The following is a 16690-nucleotide window of genomic DNA, read 5'->3' as shown; positions in this document are numbered from 1 at the left end:
AAATGGTTGGTTAAAAATATGTTTATTAAATTAGATATTTTATACGAATTGTATATAAAAATTTGAATTCTTGCAATTGAATGCATAAAGGAATTTGATTATTTATGATGACTATAGATATTTTGAATGTATTTAGGCTATAATTGTAACTATGTTTTTTGAGAAATGATTTCGATTTTCGAAAGAAGGTTAAAAAATGAAAAAGAAAATTTTATTCTGGGTTCTAGGTATTATTGGAATTCTTATTGTCGGTGGTGGAGTATATGCTTATACTGTTTATTCTAACGTTTCTAATACATTAGATGCTGTTCATAAACCATTAGATCGTGAGAAATCTGAAAAACGAGAAAAGAAGGTAGATATTTCAGATCAAAAACCAATATCTATTTTAATGATGGGGGTAGACCAACGTGGTGAAGACCAAGGAAGGTCGGATTCATTAATGCTATTTACATTAAATCCTACGACGAAATCTATGAAAATTGTTAGTATTCCACGTGATTCTTATACAGAAATCGTTGGAAAAGGTACAAAAGATAAAATTAATCATGCTTATGCTTTTGGCGGAATTGATATGGCTGTAAAAACAGTAGAGAATTTTCTTAATGTACCAGTTGATCATTATATTGAAGTAAATATGGATGGATTTAAAGATATTGTAGATGCTGTTGGTGGTGTAGATGTAAATAATGATTTAGATTTCACATATGAAGGAATTCATTTTGAAAAAGGAAACATTCATTTAGATGGTAGAAAGGCATTACATTATTCTAGGATGAGAAAGCTTGACCCACGTGGTGATTTCGGACGTCAAATGCGCCAACGTCAAGTAATTCAAGGAGTAATTAAACAGGGTGCTACAGTTTCTTCTCTAGCAAGTTACGGGGATGTATTAAAAGCAATTGAGAAAAACGTTAAAACAAGTTTAACGCAAGACCAAATGTTTGATATTCAAAAGAATTATAAAGATTGCATGCAGAATAGTGAAGAAATCCAAATTCCAGGTGATGGCCACAAAGCTGCTGATGGTATTTGGTACTACTATGTTCCAGATGCAGCGAAACAAGATTTAACGAATAAGTTAAGAGCGCATCTTGAATTGACTAAGTAATATGTAATAACCCAACTCCTTTGGAAGGAGTTGGGTTTATTTTTGCATGGATTTATATTAGTATTATATATTGTGAGATTAATAGATGAGGTGAATCGATGAATAAGAAAGCAGTACTTGTCCTTGTTATTTTTGTATTGTTTGTAGCTTCGATTGTGAGCGGTAAATTGTACTGGAGTAAGAAGATTGCAAATGCAACAGGACAAACGAGTGAAGTAACGAAAACAAAAGCTGAAGTAAAAGATAGCGGAGCAAAGAAAGAAGAGAAAAAAGAGGAGAAAAAACAAGATGCAAAGTCATCTTTTAATGAGGCATACGCGAAGAACTTGCCAGATGCAGTGAAAGAGAAGTTAAAGAAAGCTGCTGAGGATAAAAAGGCAGTAAATCTTGTTATTGTTGGTGATGAAGCTTCTTCATCTGAAAAAGGTGCTTGGGCAGCTAAGCTAACGGCTAATTTAGAAACTGCTTATGGTAAAGGTTTATGGAATGTGACTGTAAAGGAATATAAGGGTGAAAGCACAGAAGAGTTAATTACGAATAAACGTGATAAAGAGATTGCAAAAGATAATCCAGATGTGATCTTATTTGAGCCACCATTTATTACTGATAACGGTAAAACTGGTAATGGGAACTCTGTTGTGAATACACAGAAGTTCGTTCAAGCACTTTCTACTAGTGCAAAAGGTGCTACGATTATGATTCAACCATCAAATCCAGTTTATGGTGCGAAAAATTATCCGAAATCGATTGAAGCATTAAAACAATTTGCGACGCAAAATAATTATACATATATTGATCATTGGGGAGCATGGCCGGATGCTTCAACGAAAGCAATTTTACCATACCTACAAGAAGAATTCGGTTTCCCAAGTGCAAAAGGACATGATGTTTGGGCGAAACATGTAACTGATTATTTTGTAGCTAAGTAATAAAGGAGAGATAAAAGGTGTACGAGTTCCCGTATACCTTTTCCTTTTATAATTAAGATATCTGAAAATAGTAGGAGGAAAACAATGAATTCAATTTTAATCTGTGGCGGAGCTGGCTACATCGGTTCTCACGCTGTGAAAAAATTAGTAGACGAAGGTTTATCTGTAGTAGTAGTAGATAACTTACAAACTGGTCATGAAGATGCAATTATGGAAGGCGCGAAGTTTTATAATGGCGACCTTCGTGATAAATCCTTTTTAAGGGATGTTTTTAAACAAGAAAATATTGAGGCGGTTATGCACTTTGCAGCTGATTCTTTAGTTGGAGTTAGTATGGAGAAGCCCCTTCAATATTATAATAATAATGTGTATGGTGCCCTTTGCTTGTTAGAAGTGATGGATGAGTTTAAGGTAGATAAGTTTATTTTCTCTTCTACTGCAGCAACATATGGTGAGGTAGATGTGGATCTTATTACTGAGGAAACGATGACAAATCCAACGAATACGTATGGAGAGACGAAGTTAGCAATCGAGAAGATGCTTCATTGGTATAGCCAAGCTTCAAATTTACGTTATAAGATTTTTAGATACTTTAATGTGGCTGGTGCAACTCCAAGTGGTATTATTGGAGAAGATCATCGCCCAGAGACACATTTAATTCCTCTTGTGCTGCAAGTGGCTTTAGGTCAACGTGAGAAGATTATGATGTTTGGTGATGATTATAATACGCCAGACGGTACTTGTATCCGTGATTATATTCATGTTGAAGATTTAGTAGCGGCTCATTTCTTAGGGCTTAAAGACTTGCAGAACGGCGGAGAGAGTGATTTCTATAACTTAGGAAATGGTAATGGTTTCAGTGTAAAAGAAATCGTTGATGCAGTTCGCGAAGTTACAAATCATGAAATTCCTGCTGAGGTAGCACCGCGCCGTGCGGGCGATCCAGCACGTTTAGTTGCTTCTTCTAAGAAAGCGAAAGAGAAGCTAGGATGGGATCCTAAGTATGTAAATGTTAAGACAATCATTGAACATGCTTGGAATTGGCATCAAAAGCAACCGAATGGATATGCTAAATAAATATAATAAGTGAAAGAGAGGGTATCGTCGACAAAATATGTTCGACAATACCCTCTCTTTTTTTATAGGATTTTTGCTATACTAAACTGTACTATAATACGTGGTGGAAGGAGGAGAATGATGAAAATACTTGTGGTTGATGATGAATCGAGTATTCGTAATTTGATTCGGATGCAGTTGGAGATGGAAGGTTATGAAGTATTGGCAGCGGCTGATGGGAGAGAAGCTTTAGAGAGATGGAATGAAGGGCCGGATGTATTGATTTTGGATGTTATGCTTCCGGATACGGATGGGTATGAGTTGCTTCGTTTGTTCCGTGAGAGGGATAGGGATATTCCGGTGCTTATGTTAACGGCAAAGAGTCAGATGAATGATAAGTTGCTTGGCTTGCAGCTTGGTGCGGATGATTATGTGACGAAGCCGTTTAATTATGCGGAGCTTATTCTTCGGGTTAAGAATATGGCGCGGCGTGTAAAGAAGACGGAGGCCGCTGTAAGTCATGAAGTAATTGAGGCTGGAGAGATCGTGATTTGTCCTAAGGAAAGAAAGGTACATGTGAGTGGACAAGAGATTCAGTTAACGTACCGAGAGTTTAATTTATGTCAGTTATTTGTTTCAAATCCGCAGCGTGTGTTTATGAGGGATGAGTTGCTTGAGAAAGTATGGGGATTTGAGTATATCGGAAATACGAGAGCAGTTGATATTATGGTGCAGAGACTTCGCAAGAAGCTTGGGACGAGCGGAGAATATATTAAGACAATTTATGGCGTTGGCTATAAACTGGATTGTTAAGTGGTGATGGTATGTCTTTAAAGCGAAATATGGTGTTCGGAATAGTTGGGCTGTTAATTCCGATTTTTGTTCTTTTATATGCAGTTGTTTATATTACGTTAGAAAAGAATATGTATCATAACGCAGCAGATTCTTTAGAAAAGTTAAGTGTAGAAGCACAAATTTACACGATGAATTATTTAGAGAAGGAAGCAGAAGTGGATACGCTTGGTCCTAACTCACTTTTAATTGCGTCGTATTTAGCGAAGCGTATGGATGTCCGTGTACAGATGATCGGGAAGAATGGCGATGTTGTTGCAGATACACAAAAAGGAGCATTGCTTCACCGTAACATCGACATTGAGAGTTCCTTGAAGGGAAAGAAGTCTTATGTTTTTGAGGAGGCGGATCCCGCTCCTATTCTTTTGTTTTCAAGCCCGGTTTATTATGGAAACGATGTCATTGGAAGTATTCGTTTTATAAATGAGTTAACGGGTGAGAAGGAAGTTTTAACAAATGTGAGCTGGACGTTCTTAATGACGTCTCTTTGCCTAGTAGCTACCGGTATTTTCTTTGCGATTCGTTTGGCGAAGTCTCTTCATAAACCAATTGATCAGTTGAGACAAATGGCACAGCGGCTCGCGAATGGTGATTATAAGAGTAAGATTGAGTTAAATGAGTACGTGGAAATCGCTCAGCTTTCCGCATCTTTTAACGCGATGGCCGATGGAATTGAACTGCATATTAAGCAATTGCAGGAGGAGAAAGAGAAGCAGAAAGATTTCCTAGACCGCATTACGCATGAGCTAAAAACACCGCTAACGGCAATTATCGGTTATGTTGATTTAATTCCGAAGTTACAATCGAAAGAAGATGTACAGGAAAGTCTTCGTTATGTGGCGGTGGAAAGTGAGCGTTTATTATCACTTGTAGAGGAACTGCTTAAGTCTTCGAAATATGGGACGAGTACGTTTGAAGTGTCACCTACAGTTGTGAATATAAAGGAATTGGCAGAAGAAGCAGTTTCAATTGTGAAACCTCGTCTAAATCAGTTTGAAATTGAAGTGATAAATGAGTTAACGGATGTACATGTTGTTGCAGATTTTGATAAGACGAAGCAAATTTTCTTAAATGTGCTTGATAATGCAATTAAGTATAGTGATGCTTCGCACATTCGTATGAATGTAATTGTAAATGAGCAGGAGGCGAAGGTTTTTGTTCATGATGATGGGATCGGTATAGATGAAGTGGTGCTTGCAGAGTGGAATGAGTCTCCGAAAGGAAAGGCACTTCCTTCTAGTTACGGGAATGGTTATGGTTTTTATATTTGTCAGGAGATTATGAATAAACAGGGCGGAAGCATGCGGATTGAGAGTAGAGAAGAAATAGGTACTACAATATTCATTACATTTTTGCTTCCGAGAAGGATGGAAGACATAAAAAACTTGAAAGCGGTTAAATGATACATTTATGAAACAATTATGCGGTATTTTCGAAACAACGTTTTTTTATCTTGGAGGTAGGCAGAAATGAAAAGGCTATCATTTCAAATTCTTATGTTTGTCATTTGTATGATTGTTTCTCTTGTTTTGTTTTATGTTATGGAGAAGCAAATCTATAATCGAATTAACATTGTAAATGATAAACAAGCCGTTTTACAAAGGGTGAATGAATCTCTTCCAATTGAAGTGAAAGTAAGACATGAAAAGTGGGGAGAAATTGTTGTAACGGATGAAGTTCGTTTGCATACGATTGTTTCATTCTTTGACCGAATTCGAATAGAGCCTGAGGGCGTTAAGAGCCAAGAACAAGTATTTACTGGAGAAGTAACGTACTTGAATGGACATAAGCGTACTTTTGCAGTAGGTGACTTGTTCCAGTATGGGGAAAATGTATACGGAAAGAATGGCATGGATCCGATGATTTCAGCACTTCAAACGTATTTATTAAGCCTGTATTACACACCAGAGCGTATTAGTGATTTCTTTGCTTCAGCAAAGGATGTCGTAGTACGTCAAGGCGATGTGGTACGTACTATCAATCTTACGCACATACTTGATTCTATTCGATACGCAAAGCAAATTACAGATTACGGAGAAATTCAGAAGTTATTACAATCGCAGAATGAACCGATTGCTTATATTACAGCTTATAAAACAGGTAAGCGTGTAAAGAATGATCGTGAAGATATTCTTACGATTTCTGTGTATCCATCGTACTTTGTTGTGCAATATCTCGGTGATAATAACGGAAATGTCATGTATATGAAAGGCTCTCTAGCAGAGTTATTCGTAAAGGAGAATGTGTCATGAGAAAGATAGCCTTTTTCTTCTTTTTGCTAGTAATTGGAGGAGCGATGTCTAGTTGCTCTCGAGATACAACCTCTATTAAATATAGTAAAAATGGTCTCCCTATTTTGGATGATCGTCATATTGTTGCGTATGTAGCGGCTCGTGAGGAAGTTGGTGAAGCGTTACTTTCATCATTTTGTAAGCCGCGCGGATGTACCTATGAATTTATTCGTCTTTCAACAGAAGAACTTCTTCGTAGAGTGGAAGAAGAAGCTGGAAATCCGAAGGCGGATATTATTATTGGCGGTACAGTAGATGCGCATCAAATGATGAAGCAAAAAAATCTTTCTATTCCAGTGATAAGCCAACATGCAAATCGTATTTCAAAAACTGTTAAAGATAAAGATGGTTATTGGTACGGTTATGAAGTGGAGAAGCTGGCAATTGCGATTAATAAAGAGCGGTGGAATGAGGAAATAGCGCCGCTCGGTCTCTCGTATCCGTTAAGATGGAAAGATTTATTGAATCCAGTATATAAAGGAAAGATTGTCATGCCCGATCCAAATGTTTCAGGTACAGCATATACGTTTTTCCAATCACTTATTGATACGTTAGGTGAAGAGGAAGCGAAGGAATATGTGAAGAATCTGGCGGAACAAGTTGGAGAAGTAACAGTGAATGGTTACATCCCAGCAGAACTTGTTGCGAGCGGTGAATATATGATAGGTATCAACTTTATGGGAGATCAGAGAATGCTTCAAAAACAAGGCTTTCCGATTTTAAGTAACGAACCTGAGCAAACAGGGTTATCTGTTAATGCGATTTCGAAACTAAAACGTGCACCGAGTGGTATTATTGCGGATTTATTTATTGATTATTGTTTATCAGAAGAAGCGGGGCATATTTTAGAAAAGGTGTCGTTTGGCGTACCAACGATGTTTGCGAAGAATGAGAAAGAAATAGAAGGACAGCCGGTTAGAAGGACGAACCAAAATATATCAAATAGCGGAATAATCGAGATATGGAATAGACAGCGTCTCTCTCTGAAGTGAGAAAAGGAGACGAAAATATATGTTTAAATGGCTTAAGCCAGCACCTGCAATTGAAAGATTGCCAGCGGATATGATCGATCGTGTATATCGATTACTACGTATTCGTGTGTTAATCGGGATTTCAGTTGGATATGCTGCGTATTATTTAGTTCGTAGTAACTTTAATTTATCTACTACGTATTTAGTAGACGAGTTCGGATTTAGCACTACACAAATCGGATTATTAGGTGCAGTAATGGCTGTTGTTTACGGACTTAGTAAATTCTTTATGGGTAATTTATCGGATAAGGCATTTGCTCAACGATTTATTGCAGTAGGTTTATTTTTATCTGGGCTTGTTAATATTTGTTTCGGTTATGCATCTTCCTTTGGGATGATTTTAACATTACTTGTTCTAAACGGTATTGTACAAGGTATGGGAGCACCACCTTGTAGTATTGTTATGACGAAATGGTTTTCAAAGAAAGAACGTGGGACGAAAACAGGTCTTTGGAATATTTCACATAACGTTGGTGGATTACTTGTTCCACCATTCATTGGAATTGGTGTAGGTATCTTCGGTGAAAGTCATTGGCAAGGTGGCGTATTTATTTTCCCAGCGATTATCGCAATGGTAATTGCAGTTCTTGTTTGGATTAATGCGAAAGATACGCCAGAATCTGAAGGTCTTCCGCCAATTGATGAGTATCGTAATGACTATGAAAATCTTGAAAAAGCAGATAATGCTAACAAGATGTCTCCAAAAGAAATTTTAATGAAGTATGTAGTGAAAAATAAATTTGTTTGGTTCTTATGTATTGCAAATGCATTTGTTTATTTAATTCGTTTCGGTGTTATTAACTGGGTACCGATTTACTTAACAACAGTTAAAGGTTTTACGAAAACAGAAGCACATGCAGCATATTCAATATTTGAAGCAGCAGCGATTCCAAGTTCTTTAATTGTCGGTTTTTTAAGTGATAAATTATTCAAAGGAAAACGTATGCCATTATGTGTTATGAGTATGGCTGGAGTTGTTGTTGGTACGATTGTATATTGGCAAGCAACTAGTATACTTGTTGTAAGTATTGCAGTTTCTGTAATTGGCTGTTTAATTTATGTACCACAGTTCTTAATCGGCTTAAGTGCAATGGAATTAGTACCGAAGTTTGCAGTAGGTACAACAGTTGGTATGTGTGGTCTGTTCGGTTATGTTGGAGGTAGTTTCGTAGCTAACGCAGCAATTGGTATTATTGTTGATCGTTCTGGCTGGGATGGTTGCTTCATGTTACTGTTAGCAGGCGGTATTTTATCAACAATATTCTTACTGATTGTTCAAATGGGACATGAGAGAAAATCTTCTAAAGTAGTATAATATTTTATTTGAAAAAGCTATCCAATTGTTATATTGGATAGCTTTTATATTTTTATTTAGAAAAAACAAACAGTATGTAAAATTGGAGTTTAATGTGTAAAAGGTTTTTGTTACTTAATATAATTTTTTTAGATTTAATAAACCAATCACGTACATAGTTAGACCGAAAAATCCACCGCCACAGATGAAAATTACAACCTTAAATAAAGAAATAGAGATTTCTTCTGAGCCTACATAGGGAAGGATATAATTCATAAAAACAAACATTTGAAAGCCCCAAAGCACACCTGCTTTTAAGCCAGCTTTTCTTAATTTTTTCTTGTGTTGTAAATATTCTTCTTTTGTTGCACATTCAGTATCACTTAAACCTTTTTTCTTGAATTTAAAGGCTAAATAGTTAGCGTAAATCATATTAGATAGAAAAATAAATATAGTTCCTATAGATATTGTGTGGTTCATAGTATCAACAAGTAACATAATAAGCATTACCAACATATTTAACCACCACAAGCCAATTCCAGCTACAGATAACTCTTTATTGATTTCTTGTTTTTGATATTCATCTCTCTCACTCATTGTTCCGACAAAACTATTATAGACTCTTTCTTTCCATTCAATTTTCATCATTTAATCTCCCTCCCAAAATAGACTGTTTAAATCTGTTTTTAGTGCTTTTGCTAATTCGATACATAAGGCTAAAGAGGGATTATATTTATTGTTTTCAATTAAGTTTATTGTCTGTCTCGCTACGTTAACTTTTTTAGCTAATTCTAGCTGTGATAGACCTTCAGATTTTCGATATTGTTTAACGTTATTCAAATATAAACCTCCCATTAATAGTTGTAGATCTCATGCACCAAAATGTCATTTATATGTGACATTTTATAATTGAATAGATGAAATGTCAAATATATATGACAAAATAGCGATGGTGCAATTAGGAAAATGATTTTAATGATTCATTTTGGCAAGAAGTTTGTTAATAAAGAATGGCTTTCATTCAATTAAAATTGCTCTTTTTCCTTTCCTTAAATCTATCTTAAAAGATATAATGTCATATTTCTAATCATTGGAATTTTTGTTACAATATAAATGGATGTGTAAAACTTTGTAAAAAGATTGTAATAATATGTATTTTGTTTTCAGAAAGTTTTATACAATTTTTATATTAAACTATTAAGTTATAAAAAAGGAGCGGTAATATGTTACCAAATACGGTTCGTACTCCAAACAAGAAGAAGAAATGGATTATTATTGGGGTTATTGCACTAATTGTTATTGTAGCGGCAATTAATATTTTTGTTATGCAAGGTAAGAAGAAGGGTGCATCAACAAATGCTGATGCTGTAAGTTTTGAGAAAGTGACAGAGCGTAAGCTGAATAATACGAAGTTAATTTCTGGTCAGGTGAAGCCTGGTAATATTGAAAGCTTCTATGCAGATCCGGCCAAAGGGAAAGTGAAAGATATTGAGGTAAAAGAAGGGCAAGAGGTAGAGAAAGGCACGAAGTTATTCTCTTATGATAATGAAGAGATTAACCTTCAAATGAAGCAAGCTGAGCTTGATCAGAAGATGGCGGATATGCGTTATGATCAAGGGAAAAAGAAGATTGATTCGTTGAAGAAAGAAATTAAGAAGGCGAAAGATAGCGGAGCTGGGAAAGAAGTAACAGATCCGATGGACGAGCAAGTAAACGAGTTAGAGATAGGACAAAAAACAATTGACCTTGAGAAAGAAAAAGGAAAGTTGCAGAAAGAAGAGTTAAGTAAGAAGCAGAAAGAACTTACGATTTATAGCAATTTTGCTGGTGTTGTTCAAAAGTTAGATAAAGATGCGGCACAAAGTTCATCTCAAGCGTTAGGTGGTCAAGGAAAAGCGTTTTTACAAGTAGCTTCTAAAGATCCATTCCAAGTTCAAGGTACGTTAACTGAGCTTCAAAAGTCACAAATTCAAAAAGATCAAACATTCACTGTAACTGCGAAAGCAAATAATAAGAAGAAGTGGACAGGTAAGATTACAGAGGTAAGTGAGTTCCCAACAAGTGCAGAGATGGCGCAAGCTGGCGGCATGGGTGAAGCAACTCAAAATATGTCCCAATATACATATAAAGCTAGCCTTGATAGTCAAGATGGTTTATCTCCAGGTTATCACGTTTCTCTGCAAGTAAACTTAGAGAATAAGAAGATGATTGCTGTCCCAAGTAAAAGCATTGTAGCAAAAGGCGATGATGCATTTGTTTATGTTGAGGATAAAGGGAAGCTTCGTAAACAAAATGTGAAAAAAGGTTCTACTGATGGAGATTGGACAGAGGTTGTAGAAGGCGTAACAGTGGGGCAAAAGGTGGTTAAAAATCCTTCCGACGATGTGTATGACGGAATGGAAGTGAAAGAGAAATGATTACGTTAAATAATATTGCTAAAACGTATTATCAAGGAAAATTGGCGGTGCCGATTTTGCATGGTATTAGTTTAACAATTCAGAGCGGTGAGTTCGTTTCGATTATGGGGCCGTCTGGTTCTGGTAAGTCGACGCTTATGAATATTATCGGTTGTTTAGATCGTCCAACAGAAGGCGAATATATGCTGAATGACGTGAATATCTTAACAGCAGACGAGTCAAAGCTTGCTTTAATTCGTAATGAATATATTGGCTTTGTATTCCAGCATTTTAATTTACTACCTCGTCTTTCCGCAGTGGAAAATGTTGAGCTTCCGCTCGTATATGGTGGCGTGAAGAAAGCGGAGCGTCGCAAGCGTGCTTTGGAGGCGTTAGGTAAAGTTGGATTGGCAGATCGCGTGCATCATTTACCAAATGAGTTATCAGGTGGACAGAAGCAGCGTGTAGCGATTGCAAGAGCGATTGCGAATAATCCAACGTTCATTATGGCCGATGAACCGACTGGTGCACTTGATACGAAGTCTGGTGAGCAAGTTATGAATATTTTCACGAAGCTTAATGCAGAAGGTACGACAATTGTTATGGTTACGCATGAAGAGGAAGTGGCAGCGTATTCTTCCCGCCGCATTGTACTGCGAGACGGGAAAGTTACAGAAGATAGAAGGTGTGCGGTATGAGTTTACTAGATAGTATAAAAATTGCCTTATCTTCTATTTTAGCTCATAAACTACGTTCAGCTCTTACGATGCTCGGTATTATTATCGGGGTAGGTTCGATTATTACTGTCGTTGCAATTGGGCAAGGCGGGGAAGCGATGTTGAAATCGAAATTCGCAGGTTCTGGTGGTAATAACCTTATGCCAATTCAATTTAAAGCAGATATTAATGATGAATTTGCTATAGGTGGATTTGAAATACCGAAGTTAACGGAAGAGGATATTTTGGAAGTAAAACAAGTAAAAGATGTTTCACACGTTATTACAACAAATTCGACAACAGAGACACTTGATGTAAATGATAAAAAAGCAAGGCTGAATGTTATTGGACTTGATAATGAATATTTTGCGGTTAATAAAGTAAAGGTTGTAAAGGGCCGCTCCTTAAATGAATCAGATATTTCTCACGCGAATAACGTTGTGATGATTAGCACAAAAACAGAGGAAACGTTATTTAAGGACGTAAACCCAGTTGGACAAATTATTGAGATGAAGGGACAGCCAATGCAAATTATTGGTGTGTATACATCAGATAATGAATTTATGGGATTTGAAATGGAAGAAGCGTTAATTCCTCTTACGTTATGGCCTGTTTTATACGGGACAGATGATATTCAAAATATCGCAATTCAAGCTAAAAATGTAGACAATTTAGAAGCAGCAGGGAAACGAGCTGTTGATGTATTAAATAGTCGTAAGCCAAGTGAAATCCCAGGTAAATATGAACTGGTGAATTTAAAAGAACTCCAAGAAAATGTTTCTAAAGTAACTAGCATCATGACGATGATTATCGGTGGTATCGCTGGTATTTCATTAGTCGTTGGTGGTATTGGTGTTATGAATATCATGCTCGTATCTGTAACGGAGCGTACGCGCGAAATTGGGATACGTAAAGCGCTTGGAGCAACGCGTAGTAAAATTTTATTACAGTTTTTAATTGAAGCAGTTATGTTAACACTTCTAGGTGGTTTGATCGGAATTGGCCTTGGGTATGGCGGAGCATATATCGTTTCTACATTTGCAAAATGGCCACCACTTGTTTCATGGGAAGTTGTCGTTGGAGGCGTACTGTTCTCGATGACACTCGGTATTATTTTTGGATTAATTCCAGCAAACAAAGCTGCGAAATTAGATCCAATTGAAGCGTTGCGTTATGAGTAATTAATAGTGTAGTAGAACTACACATTACCGTTCTAATGGGCGGTTCGTAGCCTCTATATGAGGAAGTGAACCGCCCGTTAGAACGGGTTATATAAATAGAAGGAGGCGTTATAATGGAAGCAAATATTAATACGCAAGATGTAGGTGCGAAGAAGCCATCATTATTAGGAATGATTACTTCTCCAGGTGAGCAATTTGAGAGAATGAAGACGAAAAGTCCGGTTTGGGGAGTATTTTTCTTATTTGTTATATTAGGAACGATTATAGCAACAGCAGTGTCTTACTTAACATTAATTAGTACTCCAGAATTGGCAAAAGAATTAAATGGTGAAGCAGGGGCAATGGTAAAAGGATTTACCCTTGGTGGAGGCGCACTTGTTGGGCTATTAGGAACACCTATAGGTCTCTTTATTGCGGCAGGTTTTTATAAAATTATTATGATGTTTATGAGCAATGATACACCGTACATGAAAATACTATCGATTTACTTATATGCTAATCTTGTTTATTATATCGGCGGATTGTTAAATGCAGGATTAGGCTTTATTTTTGATGGAAATGGCACTGATGTTTATACAAGTTTAGCTCCTTTATTTGAACAAGGGACAGTAGCACATGGAATTGCCTCTTCAATTGAAATTTTTAATATTTGGAGCCTCATTCTAACAGGACTAGGCTTACACATTGTAGCTGGTTTAAGTAAGAAACAAGCTACGATTTTAATTGTAATCTTCTTTATCCTAACAATTGCATTCGGCGTTGTAAGAGGTTTAGTAAGCGGCTTTGGTGCATAACATATTATTTTAAAAAGGTGACTCTTTGGAGTCACCTTTTTTATTTTTACCCCTATTTCAAATACCACCAACAGGATTTCAAATTCTACATAGTGTAATTTCAAATTCCGTCGGTAGTATTTGAAATTACTCACAGTGAAATCTTTTCTTTATTTTTATATTGTGAAGGTACCGCGGAATACTAGAAAGGTATACCTTTTAGAAACGGGTACTGTGTGAAGCCAGCGACTTTTAAAGAGGCAGTTGTTTTGTATGAAGGGATGATTGTAAATCAAATAAAGAAATTAGGTATTCGTAAAGATTATGAAGAGTATTATCAATGTGGTTTAATAGGTCTTTGGCATGCGTATGAAAGATTTGATGAAAAGAAGGGGTATTTCCCTGCATATGCAGTTGTAACGGTGCGAGGTTATATATTAGAGAGATTGAAGAAAGAGTTCGCAGTGCAGGAGAGATGTGTATGTGTAGGAGAGTATGAGGATATCTTTCATTTTGAGGATGTTGAAATAAGAGTGAAGGATTTTATGAGCGTGTTAGATGAGAAGGAGAAGTATATTATTTTTGAACGTTTTTTTGTAGGGAAGACGATGGGAGAAATCGCTTTAGAGACGGAAATGACATATTATCAAGTAAGATGGATGTATCGGCAAGCACTTGAGAAAATGCGAGATAGTGTAAGAGGATAAATATTAATATAAGAATGGAAGGCAAGAGATGTTGCTTTCCATTCTATTTGTTAGTTTAATGTAGTAAATGTAACAAGGGGTTTTTAAATTGTAGTGAATCTTGCATGTTCATACGAGATAGTATGTATCCAGCTTTTAATAATTGTTGCTGCAATTTATGGGGACTGATAGATATTGTTGTTGTAGTGCCATTTGAAAAATGTATTTTAGCCTTTTTAATCTTTTGGCAAAAGTCTATATCGTGTATGTGGTTATAAAATAGCCATATACAGTTTGGAGATGAAGGAGATTCTGTTGGAAAAGTACAAATGTATTCCCGATGATTAATTGGAATTGGAACGTTTTGTTTGAATCTAAAATTTGTTTGGACTGCATTACGTCTACCTTGATAAGTAGAGTGAATATGGGTTAAGCAAGATTTTTTGATGAGTTGTAATGCGGTTTGGCAGGAACGAAGATCATTTCCGCTACTGTCGATAAGTTTTGTACGATAATAAGGGTGATTGTATGGAACAAGCATCATAGTAGAACTAGAAATAATAATGTTATTTTCATCATTCATGATTTTAAGTCCTCCCTTATGAAATTAATATTTCGAATATAATTATATACGGAATAAGTAAACTCGGTGTTAATATTTTGTTTTGTATTGTAAATTTTGGCTATTCGTTTACAATCAATAGGTGATAGTCTTTCTAATTTGCATCGCTTGTACATATATATGAAAATAGAAAAGAGTAGGCGGTGATATAGTATGAAGAAAAAGTATATTATTATGGCTTTAGTTGTCGTTCTCCTAGTATATTTAGCAAACAGTAATCCGAGTAAGGGCGAATATACAGAATGGGCAGCGAAGCAGTTTATGAAGCGTAATGATGTGAGTAAGAAGCTAGATGAAGTTCAAAAAGAGAATGAAGAGGGTCTCCTTGGCGACTTGGCATCGGCCGGTAAAAAGTTAGCGAAAAAGTATGTTGAGCCACAAGTTGGGTTATTAATTGATCATTATACGAAGCGAAATGATTATATATTCTTCTCAACATATACGACTGAGTTTGATATAGGTGAAGAACATTATAAGTACGTATGCGTCGGTTTCTCAAAGATTTTTATTCCGATTGAAATGCCGAAGAAAAAAGACGAATCTGCAAAATGATGCAGATTCGTCTTTTTCATTTTATAGAGTAATTGGAACTTCAGATACATTTTTTTCTACAAGGCGAGCTCCCTTTTTTCGTGTATTTTCATCAATGGATGAAAATACAGATGAGGCGAGGATTGTATCCATTACTTGATTTACGACTTGTGCATCGATTGGTGTGATGGGCGTATCGATAGAAAAAACGACTGTTTTTCCATCTTCTTTTGCGAAAATCAACTCTAGTACTTGCATGTGTTATTCCCTCCTTTGTATTTATCAAGCTATTTATGGGATTTGGGTCTGCCGGTTAAATTGCGGTCTAATACTCAGCGGGGATGAATAAAATCCCCACTGATCCGAGTTTTACTTTATAGTTTAGAAAGATCTGATGTGCTTACAAGTTGTACAGCGTGAAGTGGTGATGCTTGTAAGGAAGCTAGAGCATGAGCTACGTTGTGTACTTGATCTAAGCTCGCATTTGTTTTAACACGTTTAAATTGTTTGCTCTTGAAAACTGTTTTGCCGTTCTTATCTAATCCGTTGTTTAAGACAAGACGTAAAGTTAAATCCATTACGATTGTTTCAATTGCCATCTGTATCACCTCCTTTCACTTTATAAATAGGGCATGAATGTCATGTTTTGGCGTGAAATTTTTTCTTTTTTTTGGTACCCTTAAAAGATTAAGAGAGGAGAATTCTGGATAATGAATCGTAAATGGTTATTTTGGATTCCTGTATTACTATGGATGGGGCTGATTTTCTATTCTTCGGCACAACCATATAAAAAGCAGGATATGCGTTCAGATATTGAACAATATGTAAATGTTGAATTTGTGAAAGAGCATTTTTCATGGGTATCTATTGATTATGGTGGAGGAACCCCTGTTAGTATTGCGAATAAAGGTGTAGGCGGATTTATTGAGTTTTTCCTTCGTAAAGGTGCTCATTTTATGGTGTTCTTTATGCTAGGTTCATTGATTTATTACGCTTTTCATCGATCAGGTCATTCGAGGAAAAGATGTTTTATATATGCCCTTCTTTTCGTTGCGGGTTATGCAACATTTGATGAAATTCACCAATGGTATACGGGAGACCGCACACCAATGTGGCAAGATTCATTGCTTGATACGTGCGGCGGATTAACGGGAATTATAATAAGTAATTGGTTTTGGAATAGAAAAAAGCGCTAATCTCATTTGAGATTAGCGCCTTTTT

Annotated in this window: 20 protein-coding genes; 15 read left to right on the top strand and 5 right to left on the bottom strand. The window is 36.2% G+C overall.

Annotated features, from left to right (window positions below):
- Nucleotides 1–196 precede the first annotated feature (196 nt).
- The 8 genes from tagU to pgtP all read left to right on the top strand — a co-directional run bounded on the left by tagU (nucleotide 197) and on the right by pgtP (nucleotide 8585).
- Nucleotides 197–1111, top strand: a complete 915-nt coding sequence (gene tagU / locus C3Y97_RS26515) for a polyisoprenyl-teichoic acid--peptidoglycan teichoic acid transferase TagU (RefSeq protein WP_000727081.1) — start codon at nucleotides 197–199, stop codon at nucleotides 1109–1111.
- A 98-nt stretch (nucleotides 1112–1209) separates the two neighbouring features.
- Nucleotides 1210–2040 carry an SGNH/GDSL hydrolase family protein gene (locus tag C3Y97_RS26510; RefSeq protein WP_136363704.1) on the top strand — a complete coding sequence of 277 codons (831 nt, stop codon included), beginning with the start codon at nucleotides 1210–1212 and terminating at the stop codon, nucleotides 2038–2040.
- 84 nt (nucleotides 2041–2124) lie between these two features.
- Nucleotides 2125–3117 carry a UDP-glucose 4-epimerase GalE gene (galE, locus tag C3Y97_RS26505; protein WP_061457897.1) on the top strand — a complete coding sequence of 331 codons (993 nt, stop codon included), beginning with the start codon at nucleotides 2125–2127 and terminating at the stop codon, nucleotides 3115–3117.
- Nucleotides 3118–3237: 120 nt separating this feature from the next.
- On the top strand, nucleotides 3238–3909 hold the full coding sequence (locus C3Y97_RS26500; protein WP_000699553.1) for a response regulator transcription factor: 672 nt from the start codon (nucleotides 3238–3240) through the stop codon (nucleotides 3907–3909).
- An 11-nt stretch (nucleotides 3910–3920) separates the two neighbouring features.
- On the top strand, nucleotides 3921–5351 hold the full coding sequence (locus tag C3Y97_RS26495) for a sensor histidine kinase (RefSeq protein WP_136363703.1): 1431 nt from the start codon (nucleotides 3921–3923) through the stop codon (nucleotides 5349–5351).
- A 66-nt stretch (nucleotides 5352–5417) separates the two neighbouring features.
- The gene (locus C3Y97_RS26490) at nucleotides 5418–6200 is read left to right on the top strand and encodes a DUF3919 family protein (RefSeq protein ID WP_098771026.1); all 783 of its coding nucleotides are present in this window, start codon (nucleotides 5418–5420) and stop codon (nucleotides 6198–6200) included.
- Nucleotides 6197–7231: an ABC transporter substrate-binding protein gene (locus C3Y97_RS26485; RefSeq protein ID WP_001225641.1), complete on the top strand. Its 1035-nt coding sequence runs from the start codon at nucleotides 6197–6199 to the stop codon at nucleotides 7229–7231. Before C3Y97_RS26490 ends, C3Y97_RS26485 begins: the two co-directional genes overlap by 4 nt.
- Before the next feature lie 19 nt (nucleotides 7232–7250).
- Complete coding sequence (gene pgtP, locus C3Y97_RS26480; protein ID WP_025709692.1) at nucleotides 7251–8585, top strand: MFS transporter; 1335 nt, start codon at nucleotides 7251–7253, stop codon at nucleotides 8583–8585.
- A 114-nt stretch (nucleotides 8586–8699) separates the two neighbouring features.
- Here pgtP and C3Y97_RS26475 read toward each other — a convergent pair whose 3' ends face one another.
- Together C3Y97_RS26475 and C3Y97_RS26470 are read right to left on the bottom strand one after the other, a co-directional pair.
- Nucleotides 8700–9212, bottom strand: coding sequence for a DUF3278 domain-containing protein (locus tag C3Y97_RS26475; RefSeq protein ID WP_078420881.1), 513 nt, complete (start codon nucleotides 9210–9212; stop codon nucleotides 8700–8702).
- Nucleotides 9213–9404 (bottom strand): helix-turn-helix transcriptional regulator, encoded by a 192-nt coding sequence (locus tag C3Y97_RS26470; protein WP_001067016.1) that lies wholly within the window; start codon nucleotides 9402–9404, stop codon nucleotides 9213–9215.
- Between the two features lie 383 nt (nucleotides 9405–9787).
- Between C3Y97_RS26470 and C3Y97_RS26465 the strand changes: the two genes are divergently transcribed.
- From C3Y97_RS26465 to C3Y97_RS26445, 5 genes are all read left to right on the top strand, one after another.
- Nucleotides 9788–10981 (top strand): efflux RND transporter periplasmic adaptor subunit, encoded by a 1194-nt coding sequence (locus C3Y97_RS26465; RefSeq protein ID WP_000937316.1) that lies wholly within the window; start codon nucleotides 9788–9790, stop codon nucleotides 10979–10981.
- Nucleotides 10978–11658: an ABC transporter ATP-binding protein gene (locus C3Y97_RS26460; protein WP_000631626.1), complete on the top strand. Its 681-nt coding sequence runs from the start codon at nucleotides 10978–10980 to the stop codon at nucleotides 11656–11658. The genes C3Y97_RS26465 and C3Y97_RS26460 overlap by 4 nt, the downstream gene beginning before the upstream one ends.
- Complete coding sequence (locus tag C3Y97_RS26455) at nucleotides 11655–12857, top strand: ABC transporter permease (RefSeq protein WP_000054354.1); 1203 nt, start codon at nucleotides 11655–11657, stop codon at nucleotides 12855–12857. The genes C3Y97_RS26460 and C3Y97_RS26455 overlap by 4 nt, the downstream gene beginning before the upstream one ends.
- Nucleotides 12858–12970: 113 nt before the next feature.
- Nucleotides 12971–13651, top strand: a complete 681-nt coding sequence (gene yknW / locus C3Y97_RS26450) for a YknW family membrane protein (RefSeq protein ID WP_000387927.1) — start codon at nucleotides 12971–12973, stop codon at nucleotides 13649–13651.
- Between the two features lie 215 nt (nucleotides 13652–13866).
- Entirely contained in the window at nucleotides 13867–14337 is a 471-nt protein-coding gene (locus tag C3Y97_RS26445) for a sigma-70 family RNA polymerase sigma factor (protein WP_033693510.1), read from the top strand.
- Between the two features lie 55 nt (nucleotides 14338–14392).
- Here the strand turns inward: C3Y97_RS26445 and C3Y97_RS26440 are convergent, their stop codons facing one another.
- A complete protein-coding gene (locus tag C3Y97_RS26440) occupies nucleotides 14393–14899 on the bottom strand; it encodes a competence protein ComK (RefSeq protein ID WP_000997459.1) in 507 nt (168 codons plus the stop codon).
- Nucleotides 14900–15091: 192 nt separating this feature from the next.
- Here C3Y97_RS26440 and C3Y97_RS26435 point away from each other — a divergent pair, with 192 nt between their 5' ends.
- A complete protein-coding gene (locus C3Y97_RS26435; RefSeq protein WP_000731405.1) occupies nucleotides 15092–15490 on the top strand; it encodes a DUF4359 domain-containing protein in 399 nt (132 codons plus the stop codon).
- Between the two features lie 21 nt (nucleotides 15491–15511).
- Here the strand turns inward: C3Y97_RS26435 and C3Y97_RS26430 are convergent, their stop codons facing one another.
- The gene (locus tag C3Y97_RS26430; RefSeq protein WP_001197593.1) at nucleotides 15512–15727 is read right to left on the bottom strand and encodes a DUF2922 domain-containing protein; all 216 of its coding nucleotides are present in this window, start codon (nucleotides 15725–15727) and stop codon (nucleotides 15512–15514) included.
- A 116-nt stretch (nucleotides 15728–15843) separates the two neighbouring features.
- Entirely contained in the window at nucleotides 15844–16068 is a 225-nt protein-coding gene (locus C3Y97_RS26425) for a DUF1659 domain-containing protein (protein ID WP_000963861.1), read from the bottom strand.
- A gap of 111 nt (nucleotides 16069–16179) precedes the next feature.
- Here C3Y97_RS26425 and C3Y97_RS26420 point away from each other — a divergent pair, with 111 nt between their 5' ends.
- Entirely contained in the window at nucleotides 16180–16665 is a 486-nt protein-coding gene (locus tag C3Y97_RS26420; RefSeq protein WP_001080707.1) for a VanZ family protein, read from the top strand.
- The last annotated feature ends 25 nt before the right edge of the window (nucleotides 16666–16690 follow it).

Source organism: Bacillus sp. DU-106 (genome assembly GCF_004799705.1).
GTDB classification, from domain to species: Bacteria; Bacillota; Bacilli; order Bacillales; family Bacillaceae_G; genus Bacillus_A; species Bacillus_A cereus.
Note: the sequence above shows the minus strand (reverse complement) of the source record. Positions and strands in the feature narration are given on the sequence as shown.